22 protein-coding genes are annotated in these 23,927 nt (G+C 69.8%); 5 read left to right on the forward strand and 17 right to left on the reverse strand.

The genetic code is table 11. The features are described from left to right. Positions 1 to 47: 47 nt before the first annotated feature. On the reverse strand, positions 48 to 740 hold the full coding sequence (gene radB, locus GRX01_RS00085) for a DNA repair and recombination protein RadB (RefSeq protein WP_321167838.1): 693 nt from the start codon (positions 738 to 740) through the stop codon (positions 48 to 50). Positions 741 to 796: 56 nt separating this feature from the next. Further along, positions 797 to 3,238 (reverse strand): methyl-accepting chemotaxis protein, encoded by a 2,442-nt coding sequence (locus GRX01_RS00090; protein ID WP_159662185.1) that lies wholly within the window; start codon positions 3,236 to 3,238, stop codon positions 797 to 799. A gap of 119 nt (positions 3,239 to 3,357) precedes the next feature. Here GRX01_RS00090 and GRX01_RS00095 point away from each other — a divergent pair, with 119 nt between their 5' ends. Then, complete coding sequence (locus tag GRX01_RS00095) at positions 3,358 to 4,098, forward strand: hypothetical protein (protein WP_159662187.1); 741 nt, start codon at positions 3,358 to 3,360, stop codon at positions 4,096 to 4,098. 77 nt (positions 4,099 to 4,175) lie between these two features. On the opposite strand, the gene GRX01_RS00100 is transcribed toward GRX01_RS00095, so the two are convergent. Further along, positions 4,176 to 4,343 (reverse strand): hypothetical protein, encoded by a 168-nt coding sequence (locus tag GRX01_RS00100; RefSeq protein ID WP_159662189.1) that lies wholly within the window; start codon positions 4,341 to 4,343, stop codon positions 4,176 to 4,178. After that, positions 4,340 to 5,806, reverse strand: a complete 1,467-nt coding sequence (gene larC, locus GRX01_RS00105; RefSeq protein ID WP_159662191.1) for a nickel pincer cofactor biosynthesis protein LarC — start codon at positions 5,804 to 5,806, stop codon at positions 4,340 to 4,342. Before larC ends, GRX01_RS00100 begins: the two co-directional genes overlap by 4 nt. A gap of 273 nt (positions 5,807 to 6,079) precedes the next feature. On the opposite strand from larC, the gene GRX01_RS00110 reads away from it, so the two are divergent. Then, entirely contained in the window at positions 6,080 to 8,305 is a 2,226-nt protein-coding gene (locus GRX01_RS00110; RefSeq protein WP_159662193.1) for a CDC48 family AAA ATPase, read from the forward strand. Positions 8,306 to 8,425: 120 nt separating this feature from the next. On the opposite strand, the gene GRX01_RS00115 is transcribed toward GRX01_RS00110, so the two are convergent. The 6 genes from GRX01_RS00115 to phoU all read right to left on the reverse strand — a co-directional run bounded on the left by GRX01_RS00115 (position 8,426) and on the right by phoU (position 12,448). Next, positions 8,426 to 8,716, reverse strand: a complete 291-nt coding sequence (locus tag GRX01_RS00115) for a hypothetical protein (protein ID WP_201289457.1) — start codon at positions 8,714 to 8,716, stop codon at positions 8,426 to 8,428. Between the two features lie 12 nt (positions 8,717 to 8,728). Next, a complete protein-coding gene (locus GRX01_RS00120) occupies positions 8,729 to 9,001 on the reverse strand; it encodes a winged helix-turn-helix domain-containing protein (protein ID WP_159662197.1) in 273 nt (90 codons plus the stop codon). 40 nt (positions 9,002 to 9,041) lie between these two features. After that, positions 9,042 to 10,529, reverse strand: coding sequence for a molybdopterin-dependent oxidoreductase (locus GRX01_RS00125; RefSeq protein ID WP_159662199.1), 1,488 nt, complete (start codon positions 10,527 to 10,529; stop codon positions 9,042 to 9,044). 183 nt (positions 10,530 to 10,712) lie between these two features. Further along, on the reverse strand, positions 10,713 to 11,072 hold the full coding sequence (locus tag GRX01_RS00130) for a hypothetical protein (protein ID WP_159662201.1): 360 nt from the start codon (positions 11,070 to 11,072) through the stop codon (positions 10,713 to 10,715). 203 nt (positions 11,073 to 11,275) lie between these two features. Beyond that, positions 11,276 to 11,593 (reverse strand): RPA12/RPB9/RPC11 RNA polymerase family protein, encoded by a 318-nt coding sequence (locus GRX01_RS00135; protein ID WP_159662203.1) that lies wholly within the window; start codon positions 11,591 to 11,593, stop codon positions 11,276 to 11,278. Between the two features lie 183 nt (positions 11,594 to 11,776). Beyond that, entirely contained in the window at positions 11,777 to 12,448 is a 672-nt protein-coding gene (gene phoU, locus GRX01_RS00140; protein WP_159662205.1) for a phosphate signaling complex protein PhoU, read from the reverse strand. A gap of 147 nt (positions 12,449 to 12,595) precedes the next feature. Between phoU and GRX01_RS00145 the strand changes: the two genes are divergently transcribed. Continuing rightward, positions 12,596 to 13,681: a hypothetical protein gene (locus GRX01_RS00145; protein WP_159662207.1), complete on the forward strand. Its 1,086-nt coding sequence runs from the start codon at positions 12,596 to 12,598 to the stop codon at positions 13,679 to 13,681. A gap of 99 nt (positions 13,682 to 13,780) precedes the next feature. On the opposite strand, the gene pstB is transcribed toward GRX01_RS00145, so the two are convergent. The 4 genes from pstB to GRX01_RS00165 form a co-directional block, all read right to left on the reverse strand. Continuing rightward, positions 13,781 to 14,671 (reverse strand): phosphate ABC transporter ATP-binding protein PstB, encoded by an 891-nt coding sequence (gene pstB, locus GRX01_RS00150; RefSeq protein ID WP_159662209.1) that lies wholly within the window; start codon positions 14,669 to 14,671, stop codon positions 13,781 to 13,783. A gap of 9 nt (positions 14,672 to 14,680) precedes the next feature. Next, positions 14,681 to 16,336: a phosphate ABC transporter permease PstA gene (gene pstA, locus GRX01_RS00155; RefSeq protein ID WP_159662211.1), complete on the reverse strand. Its 1,656-nt coding sequence runs from the start codon at positions 16,334 to 16,336 to the stop codon at positions 14,681 to 14,683. A 1-nt stretch (position 16,337) separates the two neighbouring features. Further along, positions 16,338 to 17,297, reverse strand: a complete 960-nt coding sequence (pstC, locus tag GRX01_RS00160; protein WP_159662213.1) for a phosphate ABC transporter permease subunit PstC — start codon at positions 17,295 to 17,297, stop codon at positions 16,338 to 16,340. A gap of 69 nt (positions 17,298 to 17,366) precedes the next feature. Further along, positions 17,367 to 18,386 carry a PstS family phosphate ABC transporter substrate-binding protein gene (locus GRX01_RS00165; protein WP_159662215.1) on the reverse strand — a complete coding sequence of 340 codons (1,020 nt, stop codon included), beginning with the start codon at positions 18,384 to 18,386 and terminating at the stop codon, positions 17,367 to 17,369. Between the two features lie 283 nt (positions 18,387 to 18,669). Between GRX01_RS00165 and GRX01_RS00170 the strand changes: the two genes are divergently transcribed. Next, a complete protein-coding gene (locus GRX01_RS00170; RefSeq protein WP_159662217.1) occupies positions 18,670 to 19,731 on the forward strand; it encodes a phosphate uptake regulator PhoU in 1,062 nt (353 codons plus the stop codon). Between the two features lie 88 nt (positions 19,732 to 19,819). On the opposite strand, the gene GRX01_RS00175 is transcribed toward GRX01_RS00170, so the two are convergent. The 3 genes from GRX01_RS00175 to GRX01_RS00185 all read right to left on the reverse strand — a co-directional run bounded on the left by GRX01_RS00175 (position 19,820) and on the right by GRX01_RS00185 (position 23,454). Then, complete coding sequence (locus tag GRX01_RS00175; RefSeq protein ID WP_159662219.1) at positions 19,820 to 21,787, reverse strand: molybdopterin biosynthesis protein; 1,968 nt, start codon at positions 21,785 to 21,787, stop codon at positions 19,820 to 19,822. After that, positions 21,784 to 23,073 (reverse strand): molybdopterin molybdotransferase MoeA, encoded by a 1,290-nt coding sequence (locus GRX01_RS00180; protein WP_159662221.1) that lies wholly within the window; start codon positions 23,071 to 23,073, stop codon positions 21,784 to 21,786. Before GRX01_RS00180 ends, GRX01_RS00175 begins: the two co-directional genes overlap by 4 nt. Before the next feature lie 135 nt (positions 23,074 to 23,208). After that, the gene (locus GRX01_RS00185; RefSeq protein WP_159662223.1) at positions 23,209 to 23,454 is read right to left on the reverse strand and encodes a hypothetical protein; all 246 of its coding nucleotides are present in this window, start codon (positions 23,452 to 23,454) and stop codon (positions 23,209 to 23,211) included. A 107-nt stretch (positions 23,455 to 23,561) separates the two neighbouring features. Here GRX01_RS00185 and GRX01_RS00190 point away from each other — a divergent pair, with 107 nt between their 5' ends. After that, positions 23,562 to 23,924 (forward strand): Hsp20/alpha crystallin family protein, encoded by a 363-nt coding sequence (locus GRX01_RS00190; RefSeq protein WP_159662225.1) that lies wholly within the window; start codon positions 23,562 to 23,564, stop codon positions 23,922 to 23,924. Positions 23,925 to 23,927: the final 3 nt, after the last annotated feature.

Here is a 23,927-nt window from a genome sequence, read left to right on the forward strand (position 1 = left end):
CGGTCCCCGCGCGCTATCGCCTCCTCGTCCGTCCCGGTCCCCGCGCGCTACCGCTCGTCGGCGTCCTCGACGCCGGTGTCGGTTATCCGAAAGCGTGCCGACTCGCCGGCCGGCTGCGAGCGGTGTTTCTCCAGCGTCGCCCGACGGTTGCCGCCGCGGAAGCGCTCCAGCCGGAGAACGACGCCCGTCCAGTGTTCGAGGGTGTTGCCGCCGAGCGGCCGGTCACGATCGGCGTCGGGGTCGGTGAACACCTGGTTCGTGATCACCACCGCGAGGTCGTGTTTGCGCGCCAGCGACAGGAGGTGGGTGACGTGGCGCGCGACCTCGCGAACGGACTCGCCGCCGCGGGAGTCCTCCGTGCGCTCCAGCCGGTAGAACCCCGTCGCGGAGTCGAGGACGATCAGGTCGACGCCGTCGGCCAGCTCCGAGGCGTCCTTCACCGCCTGCCCCTGTTCCTCGAAGCTCATGGCCTCGCTCACGACGAGTCGGCCAGCGACCTGCTCGACGGGTTCGTCGGACCGCGCCTCCGCGATGTCGCGAAACCGGGTCATCGAGAGGTCCTCGGTGTCGATGTAGAGGACCGAGCCGCCGGCGGCGGCGACCTCGACGGCCGCCGTCAGCGAGAGGTTCGTCTTCCCCGACGCCGGCGGGCCGTACAGTTGGGTGACGACGCCGCGCTCGATGCCGCCGCCCAGGAGGTCATCGACGGCGTCACTGCCGGTCGTGAGGAACTCGGACACGGGCGGTCGTGGGTCGTCACCACGCAAAAACCTCCCGAGTGCGGGGCGGACCGCGGTCAGTCGTCGCCGGCGGAGCCGCCGCGGTCGGCGACGTACTCGAAGCCGTCGCCGTCCGTCATCGCGACGCCGGAGTCGCCCGCGTCGCCGGCGCCACCGGCGGATTCGTCGATGCCGTCAGCGGGTTCGTCCGCGGAGGGGCCGACCGCAGTACCGTCGGCGGCCCCGCCGACAGCCCCGCCGTCGCCGTCCTCGGAGACCTCGAAGCGAGCGACGACCTCCCGGAGCTCCTCGACGCGGGCCGAAAGCGTCTCCGCGGACTCGCTCACCTCGGAGACCGCGGCCGTCTGCTCCTGTGCGGACGCGGCGGCGCTGTCGACGTCGGCGCTGGTGTCCTCGCCGATCTCCGCCACCTCCTCGGCCATCGCCACGACCTCCTCGGTGGTCGCCGCCTGGTCGTCGGTGGCCGCGTCGATCGACTCGACGCCGTCGTTGGCCTCCTCGATCCGGTCGCCGACCGTCTGCACGGCGTCGAGCGCCTCCTCGACGACCTCGACGCCGTCGTCGACGACCTCCTCGGTCGCCGCCATGTCGTCGGCGGCCGTCCGCGACGCCTCCCGGAGCGTCTCGATCCGGGCGGCGATCTCGTCGGTCGCGTCGCTCGTCTCCTCGGCGAGCGCCTTCACCTCGTCGGCGACGACGGCGAAGCCGTCGCCCTCCTCGCCGGCCCGTGCGGCCTCGATCGACGCGTTGAGCGCGAGCAGGTTGGTCTGCTCGGCGATCCCGTCGATCATGTCGACGACCTCGGTGATCTCGGCCATCTCCTCGGCGACCTGGTCCACCTCGTCGGCGGTCCGGTCGGTCCGGTCCGCGACCGCGGTGAACGCCTCGAGGGCGTCCTCGGCGGCGTCGCCGGCGTCGTCGGCGCTGTCGGCGGCCTCCGCCGAGAGTTCGGACACGTCCGCGGCGGTCGCAGCGATCTCCTCGACGGTCGCCGAGAGGCCGCTCATCTCGGCGCTGACCTCGCCGAGCCGCTCGGCCTGCTCGTCGCTGGCGCCGGCGACGTCGGTCATCGCGCGGCTGACGGACTCGGTCGCGTCCTCGATCTGGTCGGCGCCGGCGGCGACGGCAACGGTGCGGTCGTCGACCTCGTCGGCGAACGTGCTGACGGTGCCGACCGTGTCCTCGAGGTCGTCGACCATCCGGTTGAACGCGCCGGCGATCTCCTCGAGCGCCTCGTTGTCGGCGTCCTCGTCGAGCCTGACCGTGAGGTCGCCGTCGGCACACCGCGCCATCGCGTCGCCGTACTCGCTCGCGCGGCGCTCCAGCGTGTCGGCCAGCGCCTCCGCCTCCGCTCTCGCGTCGTCGGCCCGCTCGCGTTCGGTTCGGGCCTGCTCGATCCGGTCGGACAGGTCGTCGCGCATGTCGCCGAAGGAGCCGTACAGCGTGCCGATCTCGTCGATCCGACTCGTCGAGACGGACACGTCGAGGTCGCCGGAGCCGAGCGCCCGGGCGCGGTCGCTGAGGTCGTCGAGCGCGTCGCCGGTGGGCTTGGCGATGAGTACCCCCGCGAGCAGGAACCCGAGGAGGGCGGTGGCGACCAGCAGGAGGATGTTCTGTCGCACGCCGTCGGCGACCGCGTACGCGCCGTCGGCCGGGACGTGGACGGCCATCACCCACGGGACACCCGGAACGCGGGCGTACGAGACGACGAGCTCGCGGTTCAGCGCGTCCTCGATCGCCGCGTCCTCGGTCACCACGTCGTTGCCGTCGAGCGCGCGCTGGAAGTCGTCGCCGGTGGCGCCGAGGTACGATTGGCTGATCGCGTCAGGGTCGTCCGCCATCACCACGATTCCGTTGCGGTCGACGACGCGGACGAACCCGCCCTCGACGGGCGTGGAGAAGCCCTCGCCGATGGCCCGAGTGTCGGCGACGAGCACCACCGCGCGATCGGGGGCGGAGGGGACGGCGCTGACGAAGCCGATCATCGGCCCGTCGTTCGTTCGGTACACCGACGACGTGGCCGTCCGATCGGCGGAGGCGGGGGCCACCGCGGGCGTCCACGTCAAGGACGCCTCCGCGAGCGACGCGCCCTCGAGCTCCGAGTTGCTAGACGCGAGGACGGTCTCCTCGTCCGTGTCGACGTAGTGGATCGCGTGCACGTCGTTCGGGAGGGAGCGAAGTTCCGTGGTGAACACCGGCCGGAGCTTCGCAGTGTTCCCCTCGCGCACGTCCTGGTACTCCGATATCATTCGAACGGCTGTGCTCCGCTGGCTCATCCACTCGGAGAGTCCGTCGGCCTCCGAGGTCGTCACCGTCGTCAGGTCGCCCCTGACGTTCTCCTGAAGGTCCGCGGTCGTCGAGGAGACGGCGTACGCGCCGACGGCTCCCGTCGCGAGGATCAACACGAACAACACCGTCGCGAACTTGCGAACGATCCCGCGACGTATCACGTCCGGAACCAGCCGGGCACCCATCGACCGATCGGAACCGCTAGTCATTGTGTGCGACCTTCACGATCCCACGGTTAACAGTAGCCCCGCAGCTATCACTGCGGAGAATCAGTCCCCGGTGGCGACGGCAGAACCGTCAAGCCGCCGAGCGCCGTAGGGGGAGCGAGTTGATCGTAGTCGTCACCGACGATTTCGCCCTGTATCACGCCGCCGTCGCCGAGCTCCGCGAACGCGGCGCGACGTTCACCACCCGCGAGCCGAACGCCGACCTGCCCGAGCGCGCGGCGGTCGTCATCTCGGCACCCCACGACGAGCTGAGCTTCCGCGACGAGCCGGTCGACCACGTCACCACGACCGCCGACGCGGTCCGCGACGGCGTCGAGGAGGCGCTCGGCGGGCTCCGCGGGGGCGACGGTCGAACCGTCGTCGGCGTCGACCCGGGCGAGCAGCCGGGGATCGCGGTGCTGTCGGGCGACACCGTGGTCGCGGCGTACCACGTTCCGCTGGCCGACGCCGTCGACACCGTGCTCGCGGCGATCGACGACGAGCCGGACGCGCTTGTGCGCGTTGGCGACGGGGACCGCCTCCGGAGCGCGCGGATCGTGAACGAGTTGGAGGACGTCCCCGTCGAGCTCGTCGACGAGTCGGGGACGACGCCGACGCTCGGTCGCGGCGCCGGCGGGAAGGGAATGGCCGACGTGCTCGCCGCGGTCAACATCGCCCGCATGGAGGGGGAGCCGGTCGAGACGCGCACCGTCGAGCCGACGGCGGGGGAGATCCAACGGATCAAGAACGAGTCCCGCGACCGGTCGGCGGGCGATCTCACCGTGAGCGAGGAGCTGGCCCGCGAGGTCGCCCGCGGCGAGTTGACGATGGCGGAGGCCATCGCCGAACAGCGGGACGGCTGACCGTCGACGAAGGCGTTCCGGACGGCCGTCGGAGCGCCGTGCCGGCCGATTGTCGACCGGAGGAGGTTCGCCGTGGCTCAGTCCCGGCCGACGAACACGGTCTTCACCCGCGTCCCACACGTCGGGCAGCACAGCGTCTGCCACGTGTCCGGGTCGAGATCGCCGATCGTCTCGGCTCGCGTCGCCTCCGAGGACCGAAACACCGTCCCGCAGTCGTCGCAGGTGTAGCGGTTCCCGTCGCTCATCGCTCCGCGCTGTCGTCCGTCGAGCGAGCCACCCTTCCGTCCGTCGCGTCGTTCTCCAGCCGCTCGCGAACGATCGCCTCCGCTCGCCGGAGCGCCTCGCGCACCGGAACGCCGGCCTCCTGCGCGGCGGCCGCGGCGTCGTCGTACTCGGCGCTCACGTCGTACACGTCGCCGTCGGCGTCGCTGGCGATCTTCACAGGGATCTCGTGGACGACGCCGTCCTCTCCGAGGACGACTTCGGCCGTCTCGAAGCGTCGGTCGGCGATCCACCGGTGGCTCGCCCCGCCCTCGCGGACGCCGAGCGTGCCGGTCTCCTCGGCGAGGCGGCGGGCGACGCGGTCGGCGTCCTCGGGCCGGCAGATCACCTTCACGAGGTGGCCGGGGCGCGACTTCTTCATCGTCGTCGGGAGGATCGATACGTCGCGGGCGCCGGCGTCCACGAGCGTTTCCTGCAACCCGCCGAGCACCTCGGGCGCGGCGTCGTCGAGATTGGTCTCCAGCACGGCCACGTCGTCGCGGACGAGTCCGCCGCGCTCGGCCTCGCCGACGACCGCCCGGAGCACGTTCGGCCGATCGGGGAACGTCCACCCGCCGGCGCCGTACCCGGACGCCTCGATCCGAAGCGAGGGGAGCCGCTCGACCCCCTCGGCGAAGCGCGCGAGGATCGCCGCACCGGTCGGCGTGAGCAACTCGGCGTCGACGGGGCCGCCCCGCAGCGACCAGTCGGCGCGCTCGGCGATCTCGACGACGGCGGGCACCGGAACCGGGTAGACGCCGTGGCTGAAGTCGACCTCGCCGTCGCCCGTCGAAAGCGGGGTCGTCACGACGCGGTCGGCGTCGAGGTCGTCGAACAGCAGGCACGCGCCGACCACGTCCGCGATCGCGTCGTCTGCGCCGACCTCGTGGAAGTGCGTCCCCTCCAGATCCGTGCCGTGGACCGACGACTCCGCCTCCCCGAGGATCTCGAACGTCGCGAGCGCGTCGGTCCGGACCGACTCGGCGAGATCCATTCCCTCGACGACCTCGACGACCTCGGCGTAGGTGCGCTGGGGGCCCTTCCCCTCCGCGTTGTGGTTGTGGTCGTGGTCGTGACTCTGTCCGCCGTCGTCGTGATCGTGACTGTGGNCGTNGTCGTCGTGGGCGTCGTGATCGTGACTGTGGTCGTGGTCGTCGTGGGCGTCGTGATCGTGACTGTGGTCGTGGTCGTCGTGGGCGTCGTGATCGTGACTGTGGTCGTGGTCGTGACCGTCGCCGTCGTCGCGATCGTCGTCGCTACCGAGGTGTCGGACACGGGTGCGGGTGCTCGCGATGCCGTTCCGCTCGGTGGGGTCGAACTCGTATCGGATCGGCAGAGCGTCCTCCACCGGCGCGAGTACGTCGGGGTCGGCTCCGGCGGCGACGAGTGCGCCGAGGATCATGTCGCCGGCGGCGCCCATCCGGCCGTCGAAGGCGATCGTTCGCATGGTCGGTCGAAGGCCCCGCGGCGTGAAGTCGCTACCGCCACGCCGCCGCCGGCGACTCGAGGGTCGGGCCCTCGGTCCGACGATCGTTTCCCCTGGGTCGGTCGCTGTCGGCGGTGGTGTTTTCAGGCCGGGACCCGTATCGTGGGATAGATTAGCACATCTTGCGTCCCGACGCCGGCCCGGAATTCCCACGTTTCGGCGCCACGGCGCGCAGCGGAGGGCTTAACAGCCGTCCGGACGGACGTATCTCGAACGAACACCAGTCAATCCATCATGAATGAAGTCCAACTCGAAGTCGCGAAGGCGTACCCGAACGACTCCGGCAGGGGGATCGCCCGTCTCGACCCGGACACCCTGCTGCATCTGAAGCTCTCCCCGGGCGACATCATCGAGATCGAGGGAGCCGAGACCACCGCCGCGAAGGTGTGGCGCGCCGACCGGCAGGACTGGAACACCGACACCGTCCGCATCGACGGGTTCACGCGCCAGAACGCCGACGTCGGCATCGGCGAGCGCGTCACCATCCGGAAGGCCGAGGCGAAGAAGGCCGAGAAACTGACGCTCGCGCCGCCCGAGGAGGCGTCGGTGCAGTTCGGCTCCGACGCCGCCGGGATGGTGAAGCGGCAGATCCTCAAGCGCCCGGTCGTCGAACGCGACATCGTCCCCGTGATGTCGAGCACGAACCACCCGTTCATGCGCTCGCCCGGGCAGGCGATCCCGCTCATCGCCGTCGACACCGAGCCCGATGGCGTCTGTCTCATCACCGAGGACACCGAGGTCGAACTCCGCGAGGAGCCGATCTCCGGGTTCGAGAAGACCGGCGGCGGCATCACCTACGAGGACATCGGGGGGCTCCAGTCGGAGATCCAGCGCGTCCGCGAGATGGTCGAGCTGCCGATGAAGCACCCCCAGATATTCAAGAAACTGGGGATCGAGCCCCCGCAGGGTGTCCTGCTCCACGGCCCACCCGGCACCGGCAAGACCCTGCTGGCGAAGGCCGTCGCCAACGAGACCTCGGCGAGCTTCTTCTCCATCGCCGGCCCCGAGATCATCTCGAAGTACTACGGCGAGTCCGAGCAACAGCTCCGGGAGATCTTCGAGGACGCGAAGGACGAGAGCCCCAGCATCATCTTCATCGACGAGCTCGACTCGATCGCGCCCAAGCGCGAGGACGTGACCGGCGAGGTCGAGCGCCGGGTCGTCGCCCAGCTCCTCACGATGATGGACGGGCTGGAGACACGTGGACAGGTGATCGTCATCGCCGCGACGAACCGCGTCGACAGCGTCGACCCCGCCCTCCGGCGTCCCGGTCGCTTCGACCGGGAGATCGAGATCGGCGTCCCCGACGAGGTCGGCCGCAAGGAGATCCTCCAGATCCACACGCGCGGCATGCCGCTGTCGGACGACGTGGACCTCGACCGCCTGGCCGACGAGACGCACGGGTTCGTCGGCGCCGACATCGAGAGCCTCACGAAGGAGGCCGCGATGAAGGCGCTGCGGCGGTACCTCCCGGAGATCGACCTCGACGAGGAGGACATCCCGCCGAGCCTCATCGACCGGATGATCGTCAAGCGCGACGACTTCGGCGGCGCGCTCTCGGAGGTGGAGCCCTCGGCGATGCGGGAGGTGCTCGTCGAGCTCCCGAAGGTCACGTGGGAGGACGTCGGCGGTCTCGACGACGCACAACAGCAGGTGAAGGAGGCCGTCGAGTGGCCCCTGCGGACGCCCGAGAAGTTCGAGCGGATGGGCATCGAGGCCCCGAAGGGAGTGCTGCTGTACGGCCCGCCCGGCACCGGGAAGACCCTGATGGCGAAGGCCGTCGCCAACGAGACGAACGCGAACTTCATCTCGGTGCGCGGGCCGCAGCTGCTGTCGAAGTGGGTCGGGGAGTCGGAGAAGGCGATCCGCCAGACGTTCCGGAAGGCCCGGCAGGTGGCCCCGACGGTCATCTTCTTCGACGAGCTCGACTCGCTGGCCCCCAGTAGGGGACAGGAGATGGGGAACAACGTCTCCGAGCGCGTCGTCAACCAGCTCCTGACGGAGCTCGACGGGCTCGAGGAGATGGAGAACGTGATGGTGATCGGCGCGACGAACCGGCCGGACATGATCGACCCGGCGCTCATCCGTTCGGGGCGGTTCGACCGGCTCGTGATGATCGGCCAGCCCGACGAGGAGGGGCGCGAGCAGATCCTCAAGATCCACACCGCCGACACGCCGCTCAACGCCGACGTGAGCCTGCGCGAGTTGGCCGAGCGTACCGACGGCTACGTCGGCTCCGACCTGGAGTCCATCGCCCGCGAGGCCGGCATCCAGGCGCTGCGCGAGGACGACGACGCCGAGGACGTGAACATGCGGCACTTCGAGGACGCGATGGAGGCGGTCCGGCCGACGATCTCCGACGAGATCATGAGCTACTACGCCGACATCGAGGAGCAGTTCAAGGGCGGCGGCGCCGACAGCCTCCGCACCGACCGCGGCGGGCGGATCGGCTTCCAGTAGACCGGTCGTCGGGGCCCGCGCGCCCCCGAAAGGCTCGTTCGACTCGCCCTCTACGGTCTCGTTCGACCCGCTCGCTCGACGGGCTTCGGGGGATCCGCTATCGAAGGCACACGGGGCGGACTACTTCGCCGTGACGTACGTGAGGAACACCAACGCGACCGTCTGAAGCGCGCGGAGCGTCGCCACCGACTGCTGAACGCTCGGGGAGTCGACGTACAGCATCCCGCTGCTGAAGAAGAAGTAGATGGCGAGGAGGTTCTCGAGGATCATCGTGCCGCCGAACACGGCCAGCCCCGCGGTCATCTCCGATCCGAACGTCCGGTAGTTGCGGACCCAGATGACGGTCAACACCAGCAGAAGGGAGGCGTTCACGACCGAGAGGAGGGTCGCGACCAGTATCCAGGGCCCCATCGAACCGGCCATTCACATCGCCTCCAGAACGGTCTCGAACTCCTCGCGATGCTGTTCGAACCGATCGGTCAGGAAGTACAGTTTGCCGTACTCGTCGCCGCCGGCTTCGATGACGTCGTGTTCCCGTAGCATCTCGAGGTGGTGTCTCACTGTGTTGTAGTCGACGTCGAGGCACTCGGCGAGTCGATTGGCGTTCCGCGGACGCTCGTCGATCGCGGCGATGATCCGCGCGCGGTTCTCGCCGCCGCGGGTGCCGACGAGGAGATACCAGAGTGCCTTCTCCATCCGTACGTGCCCTCGTAACGATCGGATATCAGTTCGGTGGTCATCGACCGATCGTCTTCTCCACCCAGCCGGTCGCCCCGCTCGGGAACGACTCCGACCGGTTCTCGGGCTGGAGCGTCCCCTCGCCGTCGATCGCCCGCACGACGACGTCGTGGGTCCCGTCGGGATCGAACTCGTACCGCCATTGACGCCAGACGTCGTTCCCGGGAAGCGGGTCCGACAGCTCCGCGTCCCGCCAGGTGTCGCCCCCGTCGACGGAGACCTCGACCCGTTCGATGCCGCGCGTCCCGGCGTACGCGTGACCGGCGACCTCGATCCGTCCGTTCGCGAGGGTCGTGTCGCTCCAGAGCTTGGCCACGGTGTTCACCGGGCCGGTCCCGTGCCACCCCCGTTGTTCCCAGTAGCCGTCCGTCTCCTCGTCGAGCAGTTCGATCTCGGAGAGCCACTTGACGTTGGTCTCGCCCCAGTGTCCCGGAACCAACACGCGCACCGGATTTCCGTGGGCTCTCGGGAGCGACCGGCCGTTCATCCCCCACGCGAGGAAGCCGTCCTCGAGGGCCTCGACCGGGAACTGGACGAAGTAGTCGTCCTCGGCCCTGAGCATCACACAGCCGCACTCGCCCTCGGGATCGACCTCCTCGAGCAGCGGGGCGATCGGCGTCCCGGTCCACACCGCGGTGTCGAGTTTCCGCCCGTTCAGCCCCTCCCCGACGCACCGGAGCGTCACGAAGCGGTGCTCGGTCGGCATGTCCGTCAGGTCGTCGTACGTCACGGTCACGTCGCTGCCGACCTCGCCGGTGACGGTCATCGACCAACCGTCCGGGGAGAGATCCGGATCGAACTCCGCGATGTCGACGTTGTAGAACTCCTCGAACGAACTCACGAGTCCGGGGACGTCGCCGGAGATGTCGAGTGACTTCTCCTCGGCCTCCTGCATGAGCGTGGTGACCTCGGCGTCCCTCGTCGTCGTGCCGCCGGCGGCGGCGTCGGCGTCGCCGGTCGATCGACCGACAGCGAGCGACACGCCGGTGAAGGCCAGCGCACCCGCGCTCGCGAGGAGGCTGCGCCGTCGCGAGGGATCCGGATCGGCCGTGATGCCCGGTCCCGTACCGACGGCGGTCCACACCGCGACGGGGACGGCGGCACCCAGCGCGAGCACCGGCTGCGTCGTGATCGAGGCGGCGAGACCCCACGCGAGCGCTCCCGCCACGGCGGCACCCGCCACGGACCGACCGAACCGTCGACCGGCGGCCAGCCCGACGAGTGCGGTCGCCCCGAGCAGCCCGCTCGCGATGGCGAACGAGAGGACGATATGGAGGAGGTGGCCCTCCTCTCCGACGTTCTGGATCACGAACGCGACGATCTCGCCGGGCGTCATCCGGACGACCAGCGCGTCGATCGGCGCCACGACGAACCGCCTCGTGTTGCCCGCAACCGCGTACGAGCCCGCGACGCCGGTGAGTCCAGCGAGTGTGGCGAACAGCAGATCGCTGGGGGAGATCCCCCGACGCTTGAGAGCCTCGATCATGGTCGTTGTCCGCCTCGACGTGTGAAGCGTCTTTTGCGAACTCCGTCTAGATTCCGTTCACATTCGTCGGTCCGGAGGTCCCGTCCCCGCGGGTCTCGGTCTCCGAAGGCGAGCGACCGCCGCTCGCCCCCGTCGAGAGGAATGTGGATCGCAACCGAACGGCACTTCACCGGAAGTACGTCGTCAGCCATCGTCGTCCGTGGAGTTGTCCTCCATGGCACTCTCCGTGGTCGTCTCGTCCCCCATGGACTCGTCCTCCATAGAACCCTCCGTGGTCGTCTCGTCCCCCATGGACTCGTCCTCCATAGAACTCTCTGTGGTCGTCTCGTTCCCCATTGAACCCTCCTCCATGGAACTCTCCGTGGTCGTCTCGTTCCCCATGGAATCCTCTTCCATGGAACTCTCCGTGGTCGATTCACCCCCCATGGACTCGTCCTCCATTGAGTCCGTGTCGTCGTCCCCGAGGCCCGAGCAGCCGGCGAGGGCGACGACCGTCGTGCTACCTGCAACCGTCAGGAACCGTCGGCGTGAGGTATCTGCCATACCGTCTCGCTCGACGGCCGGGGGCGAAAAGTAGATTTTTCAACAAGACTCCGAACTCCGTTCCAACAGCGTTCGACTTCCGTCTAGATTCTCTTCGGTTTCCGGGGTGACGAACAGAGTGGGCGTGGAGGCTGTCGGTACCGACACGTCTCTGTGAACGCTACGTACAGTGAGCGGTGGAAGCGGCGGGGTCCGCGGCGCCGTCAGGACCCGCGCCACTTGTGGCCGCACTCGACGCAGGTGAACAGCCGAACCTCGTAGGAGCCGCCCGGCTTCGGTATCATCTCGTAGCGGGCTCGATCGGCCTCGCAGTCGTCCGCCGGACAGGCCTCCCGCATCGTCTCGGTGGACCCCTGGGTCGCGTCGGCCACGTCGGGTGCCCCGTCGTCCCGCTGTCCGTCCTGGGTCGTCATCGCCGATTCCGCTCGCGAGTCCCGGGGATCCTCGTTCTCACAGGAGCGACACGCCCACGCGTCGCCCTCCGTGTGCATCATCGAACCACACTCGTCACAGAATTTCATGTGAACGGGGATACTCGGTGTCGGATATATGTGTTAAGTTCCGGTCGCCGTGGAGTTCGGGCGACTGCTCCGCCGACCGTACTGAGGTATCGAAGCGGCAACGGGCGAGACGGCTCCGCCGTCTCTCGACCCACCGGCGGCTTTGCCGCCCCGGGAACATGTTCTCCCCCGCAACGGAGCCGGTCAGTAGATGAGTTCGTCGTCGTTCTCGACCATGTAGAGCGTCCGGGCGGCGATGTTGACCGCGTGGTCACCGACTCGCTCCAAGTCCCGGATCGTGAGCAGGAGTCGAGAGACGTCCGCCATCATGTCGTCGACGTCCTCCTCGGTGACGCCCTCGCGTTCGAGGAGTTCCCGCATGACCGCGGCGCTCGCGTCCTCGCACAGTTGGTCGACATCGTCGTCGGCCTCGGCGACCCCGTAGCAGGCGTCGGCGTCCTCCTCGGCGTAGGCGGTCATGGCGTCGTCGAGCATCTCCAGCGTCGCCTCGCCGATCCGCTGGGCGTCGACGTCGGGGAACACGTCGCGCTCGGCCTGGAGGCTGTACTCGCCGAGGTTGGTCGCGAGGTCGCCGATCCGCTCGAGGTCGGTGATGATCTTGAACGTCGCCGCGATGAACCGGAGGTCGCCCGCGACGGGCTGTTGGAGCGCGAGCAGGTCGACGCAGTCCTGCTCGAGTTCGAGGTACAGCTGGTTCACCTCGGCGTCCTCCTCGATGACGCGGCGGGCGAGCTCCTCGTCCTTCACGTCGAGCGCGTCCATTCCCATGCGCAGGCGCTCGGCGACGATCTCGCTCATGTAGAGCACGTCCTCCCGGAGCTCCTCGAGGCGTTCCTGATACTGTTTCCGTGGCATACGCACGACTCCTCGGCGCAGGTCGTAAGAGTTTGTGTTCGCGTGCTCGATCGTGTATGGAGCGGACCCCAACGCTCCCGAGCGGTCCCGAGCACGACCCGCTTCCCTCGCCGCCGCCGTTATGACCGTGTCGCACGTACGGATCCCGTGTTCCGCCGGTCGTTCATGCTCGGGGCCGTCGCGACGCTCGCCGGGTGTTCGTCCACGGGAGCCGACGACGACGGCCGGACGGTCAACCCCGGGCTCAGGGGGACGCCGACGGCCTCGCCGACGCCGACGCCCGAACCGACCGCCTACGGCGCCGGCGACGCCGACGCCCTCGGCCGACCGCGCTCGGTGGTCGTCTCGAACCGACTCGTCAGGTCGGAACGGGTCACGCTTCGGATCGAGGACGGCGAGACGGACGTGCTCTCCCGGACGGTCCGCGTTCCCCCGGCCGGGCGGACCGTCCTCCCCGACGTGTTGGGAGCCGCGCGCCCGTACACCGTCCACGTGCGCACCGCCGACAACCGCCGGCGAACGATCGAGTGGGCGCCCGGTCCCGGCGGCGACGACCTGGGGATCGACCTCGACGGCGGCGTGAGCGTCCGCGACGCCTACCCGGGGTCGGCGGCGCCGTCGTTCGTCGAGGGGTCGACCGGCGGCCTCCTCGCGTCCTCGGGCGGGGGCGCCGCGGCCGTGCTCGTCGTCGACGCGCCGGGCGACGGCGGGCGCGTCCGGATCGCCGCCTCCGACGGCGACGGCGCCGCGGGTCTCGATCTGCGCGTGCCGTCCGGGTCGCGCGTCCCGCTCCCGCTGTCGGTACCACAAGGGAAGGTAGCCGTCTCCGTCGAGACCGACGCGGGCGAGGACCGCCGCGGCTGGCGCCCGCTCGAGGACGGCCCGCTGTACTGTCTGCTCGCGGAACCGCCGCGGCTGGTGTGTGATCTCCTGGTTCGCGACGTGCTCGTCGAGAACGCGACCGACGCCGACGCCGCCGTCGACGTGGCCGTCGACGCGGACGGGGAGCGAGTTCTCGATCGGACCGTCTCCCCGGCGGCGAACGCGACCGTCCGGGTGCGGACGGCCGTCCCGCCCGCGGGGGCGGTCACCGTCACGGCGACTCGCGACGGCGGTGCGGAGACGGTTCGACGGTCGCTCGCGCGCTGCCCCGCCCGCGGGCCGCTCGTCGTCCGACTGCCGGAGGGCGGCGGCATCGAGGTGGGCTCGCGGGCCGTCGGCGACGACCGCTGACGGCGTCGGGATCGGAGCGACGGCGCGGACGGAGGAAGGCGGACGGAAAAGGACGGGAAAGGACGGACTGCGACCGTCGGGACGGAGCGGCGGGCGCCGCTATCCGAACTTCCCGGTGATGTAGTCCTCGACGCGCTCGGAGTCGGGATTCTCGAAGATCTTGTCGGTATCGTCGAACTCGACCAGCTCGCCGCCGGTGAGGAACACCGCGGTCTTGTCGGAGATCCGGGCCGCCTGCTGCATGTTGTGGGTGACGATGACGACCGTGTACTCCTCGGCGAGGTCGTCGATGAGGTCCTCGATCTTCGAGGTCGCCACCGGGTCCAACGCCGAGGCGGGCTCGTCCATCAGGATGACCTCCGGGTCGGGCGCGATCGCCCGGGCGATACAGAGGCGCTGCTGTTGGCCGCCCGAGAGGTCGAGCCCGGACTCGTCGAGTTGGTCCTTCACCTCGTCCCACAGCGCCGCGCGCTTGAGCGACTCCTCGACGATCTCGTCGTAGTCGCCGTCGGCGCCCTGGATCTCCAGGCCGTACGCGACGTTGTCGTAGATCGACTTGGGGAACGGGTTCGGCTTCTGGAACACCATCCCGACGCGACGGCGGAGCGCGACCGGGTCCACGTCGTCGTCGTAGACGTTCTTCCCGCGCAGGAGGAGGTCGCCCTCGACGCGCGCGGCGTCGATCATGTCGTTCATCCGGTTGATACACCGGAGGAACGTCGACTTGCCGCAGCCCGAGGGACCGATCATCGCGGTGACGCGGTTCTCCGGGATGTCCATCGTGATGTCGTTGAGCGCGCGGTCGTCGTTGTAGTAGACGCTCACGTCGCGCGCCTCGACGAGTGTCCCCGCCTCCCGCGTGTAGTCGCTGTCGTTCACGCTCTCGCTCACGTCCGTCTGTATGGCCATCTCCGTCGACGGGTCCTCCGTCGTCGCTTCCCCCCCGTCGGGCTCGATTCCGTCGTCCGCCTGTCCGTGTCCGTCAGTCATGATTGTGGATTACTGCTCACTCTGATACCTGTTTCGCAGGACGATCGCGATCGAGTTCATCGCCAACAGGACGCTCACGAGCACCACGACGCCCGCGGGGACGGCCTTGGTGTAGAAGTCCTCGCTGGCGAACAGGCTCGACCACGCGAACACCTGTAGCGGCATGGCGCTCACCTTCGAGGTGAAGCCGGTGGGCAGCGAGAACAGGACGCTCGGCGCCCCGATCATGATGAGCGGGGCGGTCTCGCCGATCGCCCGGCCGAGCGCGAGGATCGTCCCGGTGAGGATCCCCGGAAACGCCCGCGGGAGCACGACGCGCCGGACGGTCTGCCACTTCGTCGCCCCCATCCCGTAGGACGCCTGCCGCATCTCGTTGGGGACGCTCCGGATCGCCTCCCGCGAGGAGATGATGACGATCGGGAGGATGAGCAGCGCGAGCGTCGCGCCGCCGATGAGAACGGTCCCCGTCGACCGTCCGAGGTACGTGACGAACACGCCCAGGCCGAGCAGCCCGTACACGACCGAGGGCACGCCGGCGAGGTTGGAGATGTTCACGTCGATGATCCGCGTGAATCGGTTGTCGGGGGCGTACTCCTCGAGGTACACCGCCGCGCCGACGCCGAGCGGGAACGACAGGAGCGCGACCGTGACCATCAGTAGGATGGACCCGCCGATCGCAGGGTACAGTCCGGCGTCGACGGCGGTTCGGCTGTGCGCGCTCGTGAGGAACTGCCAGTCGACCCACGACTGCGGCCCGGCGAACCCGAGGGCGCCGACGGCGACCTCGCCGACGAGGGCCCCCCCGATGACGACCGCGGGGACGAGCAGCCCGATCCGTCGCTCCGGCCGCGAGACCGCGGTGCCCGCCGCGTACGTCGCCGTCGGAACGACGGCGACCGAGGCGAGCACCACCGCGGGGACCGAGGTGACGCCGAACGCGGGACCGACCGCGCCGGCGGCGCCGATCGCAGCCAGCGCGCCGACCCCCGCAAACAGTCCGGCACGCCGGTCCCGAACTCGGGCGGCGTACACGCCGACGAGGGCAGCGACGCCGAGTCCGAGCGTCGCGGTGAGGGACATCCAGCCCAGCGGAACCGTCGGGAGCGACTGGATCAACGCGGGCACTCCGGGCACGATCGTGGGAAGTCCCGCAACCGCGCCGACGGGGCCCGGGACGCCGAGCAGCGAGACGTAGAACGCGAGCGTCGTCGCGCCCGCCCGGGTGAAGAACGGGATCCGCCGTGCCCGCCGTTGCAGCGCGAGCACGAGGGCGAACGGCAGCGCCAGCGCGACCGCGTACGCGAGGAAGACGAACGGCGAGAGGATGTCGACGAAGATCATCCCGACGCCGCCGGCGAACATGAGCGTCACGACGGTCATCCCGACCGTCGTGGCCCCGAAGCGGAGCGCGTCCGTGTCGCGTCGATAGAGGTACGCGCCGACGCCGAGCGTCGGGAGGACGAGCGTGAGGAGGAACGTGAGGTGCCAGCCCGGGTCGGCGGTGAGCGGCTGGATGGCGTCGTTGGCGACGTACACCAGCAGGGCGCCGAGCACGACGATCCCGAACAGCGTCGCCGCCAGCAGGACGTATCGGAAGACCGTCCCGACGGTCTTGCTCACCGTTCCGAAGCTCTCGATGTCGCCGGAGCGTGTGTCGGTCGCCATCTCAGTACTCCTCGCGGTACCGCTGTGCGATCAGGTCGCTGATGACGTTCATGACGAGGGTGATGACGAACAGCGTCAGCCCGATGGCGAAGAGGCTCCGGTACGCGAGCCCGCCGCCCGTGATGTCGCCCAACAACAGTTGGACCATCGCCGCGGTCATCGGGAGCGCTCCCTCCTGATACGCCGTCGGATCGATGGGGTTCAGGAACTGCGCCTGCGACCCGGCGGCGATGGTGACGGCCATCGTCTCGCCGATGGCCCGCGAGAGCGCGAGGATGAACGACGAGAAGATGCCCGACAGCGCCGCCGGGACGACGATCCCGGTCGACACGTCGAACTTGGTCGCGCCCATCCCGTAGCCGGCCTGTCGGAGATCGTCGGGCACCGCGGACATCGCGTCCTCGCTGATCGACGCGACCATCGGGATGATCATGATGCCGACGACGATGCTGGCCGACAGGAGATTGAACGTCCCCGTCCCCGGGAGCACCGTCTGGATCACGGGGGTGATGTAGATGAGCGCGAAGAAGCCGTAGACGACCGTCGGGATGCCGGCCAGTACCTCCAGCGCCGGTTTCAGGAACGCCCGGTGGCGCGGCGCGGCGTACTCGCTGAGGTAGATGGCGGTCGCGACCCCCAGCGGGAGCGCGATGATCGCCGAGCCGATCGTGATCATCAGCGTCGCGGAGACGAGCGCGAGCACGCCGAAGCGACGATTGCCGATCTCCCAGGTCGTCCCGGTGAGGAAGTCCACGATCGAGGCCGTCGGCCCCTCGATGCCCATCAGCGGCGCGGTGATCGAGAAGAACTTGGCCGCCTCGGTGACGAGGAGGACGACGATGCTCACCGTGGTAACGATCGAGAGCACCGCACACACGAAGAAGAACGACCGCGTCAGGAGTTCTTCGGGGGAGTTCTGCGTGTCCCGGGTGAGGTCGTCCACGATGTCATCGGTGCTCATTCGAGTTGTGGGTTGTATGGGGTAGTGAAAAATTTCTCCGTTCGTGCGTCCGTGGCCTCGGTGACAGGTTTAGGCGTTGGCTTCCTCGATCGCCGTCTCCAGCTTCTCCATCTGCTCCGCCTGCTGGTCGTCGGTGAGCGGGACGTAGCCGACGTCGTTGGCGACGACCTCCTGATCGGTCGTGTTCTCGACGAAGTACCGGGCGAACTCCGCGACGTGCTCCTCGGCGAGCGAGGACTTCGCGGGATAGGTGAACAGCGGGCGCGCCAGCGGCGTGTACTCGCCGGACTTGGCCGTCTCCAGCGACGGCTCGACGGGGCCGTCGCCGTCGTCGATGGCGACCGCCTTCACCGAGTCGCTGTTCTGGCTGTAGTAGGCGAATCCGAGGTAGCCCATGGCGAACTCCGAGCCCTGGACGCCCTGCATGATGGTGCGGTCCTGCTCGGTCGCGGAGTAGTCCTGGCGGTGGCCCGGACCCTCCTCGCCGATGATCGCCTCGATGAAGTAGTCGTAGGTGCCCGAGGCGTCGGAGGGACCGTACAGCTCGATCTCCTCGTCGGGCCAGTCCGAGTTGACGTCGCTCCACGTCTCCGGCTGGGCCTCGGCCGACCAGATCGTCTGTAGCTCCTCGACGGTGATCGAGTCGAGGAAGTCGGCGTCGTTGTTGACGATGACCGTCAGGGCGTCGGTCGCGACCGTCAGTTCGACGGGCTCGACGCCGTTGTCCTCACACTGCTGCATCTCCTCCTCCTTGATCGGCCGGGAGGCGTTGTTGAAGTCCGTCTCGCCGGGACAGAAGAAGTTCGCGAACCCGCCACCCGACCCCGTCGACTGGACGTTGATGTTCACCTCGGAGTGTTCCTGCTGGAACGTCTCGGCGAACGCCGTCGCCAGCGGGAACACCGTCGAGGAGCCCGCGATGTCGACCGTTCCCGAGAGCTGGTCCGAGCCGCCGCCCGAACCGCCATCGGAGCCGCCGGAACCGCCCGAGTTCGGGTTGCTCGTACAGCCGGCCAGCCCGAGGACGCCCGCCGTTCCCGCAGCAGTCACGAACGCACGCCGCGTCGCGGATTCGGAGTTATCCGTCATCACCCGATCGGAACCGCGAGATACGTAAGTACCCTACTATGAGAAATATATAGAGATACTGTGAGAACGTGTGTGTAGCTCCTCGGGTCGGGAGAATATCCCTTGGAACCCATAAAGAGCCGCTCTGGTCGGCCAATTCGGATTAATAGTCAGACCCATATTCTATCGAGACCACGAATCAACGTCCCATAACCGCCGGGATCTGCCGGTGATCGGCGTGTGATTTCAACCAATATATAGAACACCGGTGGATTTAATTCGGCGACGGACCCACGCTCCCACGATGGTCGAGACACGGAAGGTGCAGGTGACCGGCGGGTCGACGTACACCGTGTCCATTCCGAAGGAGTGGGCGACGGACAACGGCGTGAGCGCGGGCACCGAGGTCGAGTTCTACCCGGAGGGCGACTCCCTGTTCCTCACCCCGGTGAGCGAGGAGGGGCGCACCGAGGGAACGCTCGACATCGGCGAACTGGAGGGAGACCAGCTCACGCGGGCGGTGATGACCATGTACGTCTCCGGCTTCGACATCATCGCGTTGGAGTCTCCCCGGATCACCAACGACCAGCGACGCACCATCCGCGACTCCGTCCAGAGCCTCGTCGGGCTGGAGGTACTGGAGGAGACGCGCGACCGCGTCGTCATCCGCGACCTGCTCGACTCCTCGGAGCTGTCGATCCACAACGCGGTGACGCGGATGCGGCTCATCGCCGTCTCCATGCTGGAGGACGCAGTGGACGCGCTCACCACCGGCGACGAGGACATGGCGATGGACGTGATCCAGCGCGACGACGACGTCGACCGCCTGTACATGGTCGTCTCGCGTATCTTCCGGTCGACGCTGCGGACCCCCAAGGCCGCCGAGGACATCGGCCTCTCGCGGGAGGTCTGCTTCGACTACCACTCCAGCGCGCGCCAGCTCGAGCGCGTCGCCGACCACGCGACGAAGATCGCTCACCTCACCCTGGAACTGCTCGGCAGCGAGGCGGCCGACGCCGTGGGCGGCGAGGTCCCCGCGCCGGAGAACGGCGTCGACGAGGTGCTCCCGGCGGAGTTCAAGGAGGCGCTGCAGACGCTCGACGAGGACGCGCGCGAGGTCGTCGACCGCGCGATGGAGGCGCTGTTCGCCGACGACAGCGTCGAGGCGACGGAGTTGGCGAACGAGGCTCGCGGCGCCGTGCTCGGCGTCGACCAGCGCGCCCGAGAGATCGACGAGCTACTCAGGGAGCTCGACCCCGCCCGGGCGCAGCTGCTCGGACTCATCGTCGACTCGGTGTCGCGGTCGGCCGACTACGGCGGCAACATCGCCGAGACCGCCCTCCAGAAGGCGGCGCCGACGCCGTAGCGCGGCGCACGTCGCCGTCGGCCAGCGCGGCCACGAGCGCGTCCCTTCCGTCACCGAACGGTTCCGCTCGTTCCCTCTCGACGCCCCGTTATCGCTCGTAGCCGGCGAGCGCGTCGAACACGTCGTCGCCGTCGGCGATCGCCTCGCGAAGCCCCCGCACGCCCGGCTTGTCGGCGCGCGCGGGGTTCGCGTGGACGCGAACCGGCTCGGTCCCCAGCGAGACGAAGCCCGTGTTCAGCCGCTCGGCCGTCGCTCGCAGCCCCAAGCCCACGTCCGCGTCGCCAGCGAGCACGCGCCGCGCGGGCGACTCGTGGGCGCGTACCGCGCGGTCGAAGCCGTCGATCGCCTCGGTCACCTCCCGGCGGGTCGTCCCGCGCTCGTCGGCCAGGTCCGCGAGCGCGTTCGAGAGCGTCGTCCGGAGGCCGGCGTTCGAGTCCCGGTTGACGAACCGGAGGTCCCGGTCCACCAGATCCGTCAGGCCCGTCACCTCGTCCGGGTTGCCGGCGGGGACGATCAGTCCCCACTCGCGGGTCCACTCGCCGACGGGTTCCGTCGGAACCGGGTCGTCGTCCCCGGTCGGGTCGGGCGACGCGACCGGATCGCGACCGGGCTCGCCGGCGACGACCGCGGCGTCGGGGACGCCGTCGCGGAGGCGACGCAGCCCCTCCCACGAGCCGAGCGCGAGGTGCCGCGGACGGTCGACGCGGTCGAGCAGCCGGGAGAGCGCGGGGTCGTCCTCGCCGACGGCGAACAGCGTCGGCGCGCGCACGTCCGGCGAGAACAGTTGCACCTCGACGGACTCGCCCGCGGCGAGGTACTCCGTGTCCGGGTCGACGACGACGACGCCGTCGGCCTCGACGAGGCTCGTCGTCGCGCCCGACCCCTTGTCGACGGGGTAGACGAGCGTCTCGCCGCCGGCTCCGCCGGGTTCACCGTCTCCGGTCGGGCGTGCCGGTCCGCTTTCCACGAGGCCGGCCGGCATGAGCCGCATCCGTCCCTCCGAGTAGCGCTCCTCGACGGCCATCCGGCCGCTCACGGTGGCGGTCCGCGGCTCCGGCTTCCCGGCCGCCTCGCGCACCGCGGGGGCGACGAAGGTGCGGAAGATCGTCAGCGCGGAGACGGGATATCCCGGGAGGCCGACGTAGGCGGAGTCGCCCACCCGACCCACGAGCATCGGCTTGCCGGGCTTGACCGAGACGCCGTGGAGCAGGAGGTCGCCACGCTCCTCGATCACCCGGTAGATCACGTCGACCGCCGAGGCGGAGGTCGAACCCGACGAGAGGACGAGGTCGCACTCCTCGCTGGCCTCGACGAGCAGGCGCTCCATCTCGTCGTAGTCGTCGCCGGCGTGGGGGTACAGCACGGCCTCGCCGCCGGCCTCCTCGACGCCCGCGGCGATCGTGTAGCTGTTCACGTCGTAGATCTGGCCGCGCTCGCTGTGCAGGTCGTCGCCGGGCCGGACGAGTTCGTCGCCGGTGGAGACGATGCCGACGGTCGGCGTTCCCCGGACGGGCACCTCGTCGACGCCCAGCGCGGACAGCAGGCCGATCTCGCGGGGCGTGATCTCCGTCCCCGGGCCGAGCGCGCGGCCGCCGGCGGCGATGTCCGCGCCGGCGAACATGACGTGGTCGCCGGGGGCGACGGACGTGCGGATCTCGATCGTGTCGCCGCCTTCGATCTCGGTGGTTCGCTCGACCATCACGACCGCGTCGGCGCCGTCGGGCATCACCGCGCCCGTGGAGATCTCCGCACAGGTGCCCGACTCGACGGTCACGTCGGGCTCGGCGCCGGCGTGGACCGCGCCGACCAGCTCCAGCGTGGCCGGGTCGGCCTCGTCGGCGCCGAAGGTGTCGCGCGCGCGGACCGCGTAGCCGTCCATCGATCCCCGGTCGAACCCCGGCACGTCCAACTCGGCGTCGATCCGCTCGGCGAGCACGCGGCCGCGCGCCTCCCGTAGCGGGACGGTTTCCGGCTCCGGCGACAGGTCCAGCGACTCGATGGCCTCGTGAGCCTCCTCGGGCTCCGCGAGGTCGCGGAACTCGCGTCGGTCGCTCATTCGTTCACCTCCCACAGCTGGACGTCGACGACCTCGCCGGCGTCGAGTCCCTCGCGGGACTCGGGGACGACGACCCACCCGTCGGCGAGCGCGACCGACGAGAGCATCCCGGAGCCGGACGCACGCGTCGGCGTCGCCTCGACGGCGGGCTCGTTGACGCCGTCCGCATCGTCGCCGCCACCGTGGCCGCCGTCCCCGTCACCGGCCCCCCCGCCGTCGTCGCCCGGCTGGTCCAGTTTCACCCGCGCGAACGTCCGCACGCCGGGCTCGGAGGAGACCTTCCGGGTCAGCGTCGCCCGACGCGTCGGGTGCGGATCGTGCGGGAGCGAGCCGATCTCGCGTATCACGGGGCGCAGGAACTGCACGGCGTTGACGATGCACGCGACGGGGTACCCGGGAAGCATGATCACCGGCGTCTCCTCGACGACCCCGAGCGCGACGGGGTGCCCCGGCTTGAGGGCGACGCCGTGGACCAGCACCTCGCCGATCTCGTCGATCACCTCGGGGATCAGGTCCCGCTCGCCGACGGAGGAGCCGCCGGTGGTGACGACCACGTCGTGGTCGAGGTCGCGCTCGACCGCCTCCCGGAGGGCGTCCTCGTCGTCGGTGACGATGTCGCGGTAGGTGGCGTCCGCCCCCCAGCGCTCGGCGAGCCGGGAGACGGTGAGGCCGTTCGTCTCGATCACCTCCCCGGGGTCAGGATCGGCCTGCACCAGCTCCTCGCCGGTCGGGATCACCGAGACGCGGGGGCGCGCCGCGACCGCCACCTCGTCGATGCCGACGGACTTCAGGAGGCCGAGATCGGACGGTCGGAGGCGATGCGGCGGCTCGTACAGCGTCTGCCCCTCGGCGACATCCTCGCCCGTCGGGCCGACGTTCTCGCCCTCGGCGACGGCGTCGAACACCTCGACTTCGTCGCCGATCTCGGTGACCTGCTCGATCTTGACCACCGCGTCCGCGCCCGGCGGCAACTCGCTCCCGGTGTGGACGCGGACCGCCCCCTCCGGGCCGACCTCCCCCTCCTCGGCGAACAGCACCGACGGCGAGCGGTCGGAGCCCCCGAACGTGTCCGCCGCGCGGACGGCCCACCCGTCCATCGCGGCGCGGTCGTACCCCGGTACCGGCGTCGGCGCCGTCGTCGCGTCCGCGACGGCCCGGCCGTCTGCGGCCGTCAGCGGCACCGTCTCCGTCCGGCCGTGCGGGGCGGCCGTCGCGAGCAGGCGCTCGCGCGCGTCGGCGACCCGGGTCCGGTCCTTGAACCCGGCGCGTGTCCGGTCGTGACTCATACGGGACCCTTGCGCGTCCGGAGTGAAAAGGCCGCCAGTCGACGGACCGTCCCCGGCGGCCGAGGGCGAGCCCTCTCCGCGTCGAGATGGGTGCTCGCGGACGGGCGAGATCGAGTTCCCGCGTCCGCGTCGCGATCAGTTCCCGCGTCCGCGTCGCGACCGGCCGCCGCGACGGGCGATCGCCCGCACGAGCCGGCCCCCGATCGCCCGGGCCGCCGCCACGGGACGGAACGTCACGGGCGTCTCCTCGCGGGGGTCCGGCGGCACCCGGGCATCGTGCGACACGACCGCCGCGTTCGGCTCGACGCGAACCCCGACCCCGACCGGCGCGTCGGTGGCCCTCGGCGATTCGCGGTCGGCGTCCGCCGCTCCCTCGGTCATACCCGAGCGAACCGGTTGAACACACAAAAGGGTCACGGGAGTCACTCACACGCACGGACGCCGTCGCCACCGCGGCATTTTTCGACGCGCCGCCCCTTGACCCGTCCATGTCGAAACTACGCGAGGCGCTCCGGGATCTCCCCGAGCCGGTGTTCGCCGACCTGTTGGAGAGCGAGGACGCGTACCTCCTCGTGATCGATCTGCCCGGTGCCAGCGCGGAGACCACCGACGTCAGCGTCGAGCGCGGCCGCCTCCACGTCGAGGCCCGCCGCGAGAAGGCGCCCGACCGCGAGTTCAGCTACGTCGAGGAGGACCGGCCGCTGTTCCTCGACGCCGAGATCCCCCTCCCGCCGGACGCGACCCACGAGGGGAGCGAGGCGGAGATGGACCGCGGGGTGCTCTCGGTTCGGCTGCCTAAGCGGGCCGCCGCTCCCGAACACGAGATCGCCGTCACGGACGCGGACGCGTAACCC

Origin of the sequence: Halobaculum saliterrae, from assembly GCF_009831625.1 — an archaeon.
GTDB classification, from domain to species: Archaea; Halobacteriota; Halobacteria; order Halobacteriales; family Haloferacaceae; genus Halobaculum; species Halobaculum saliterrae.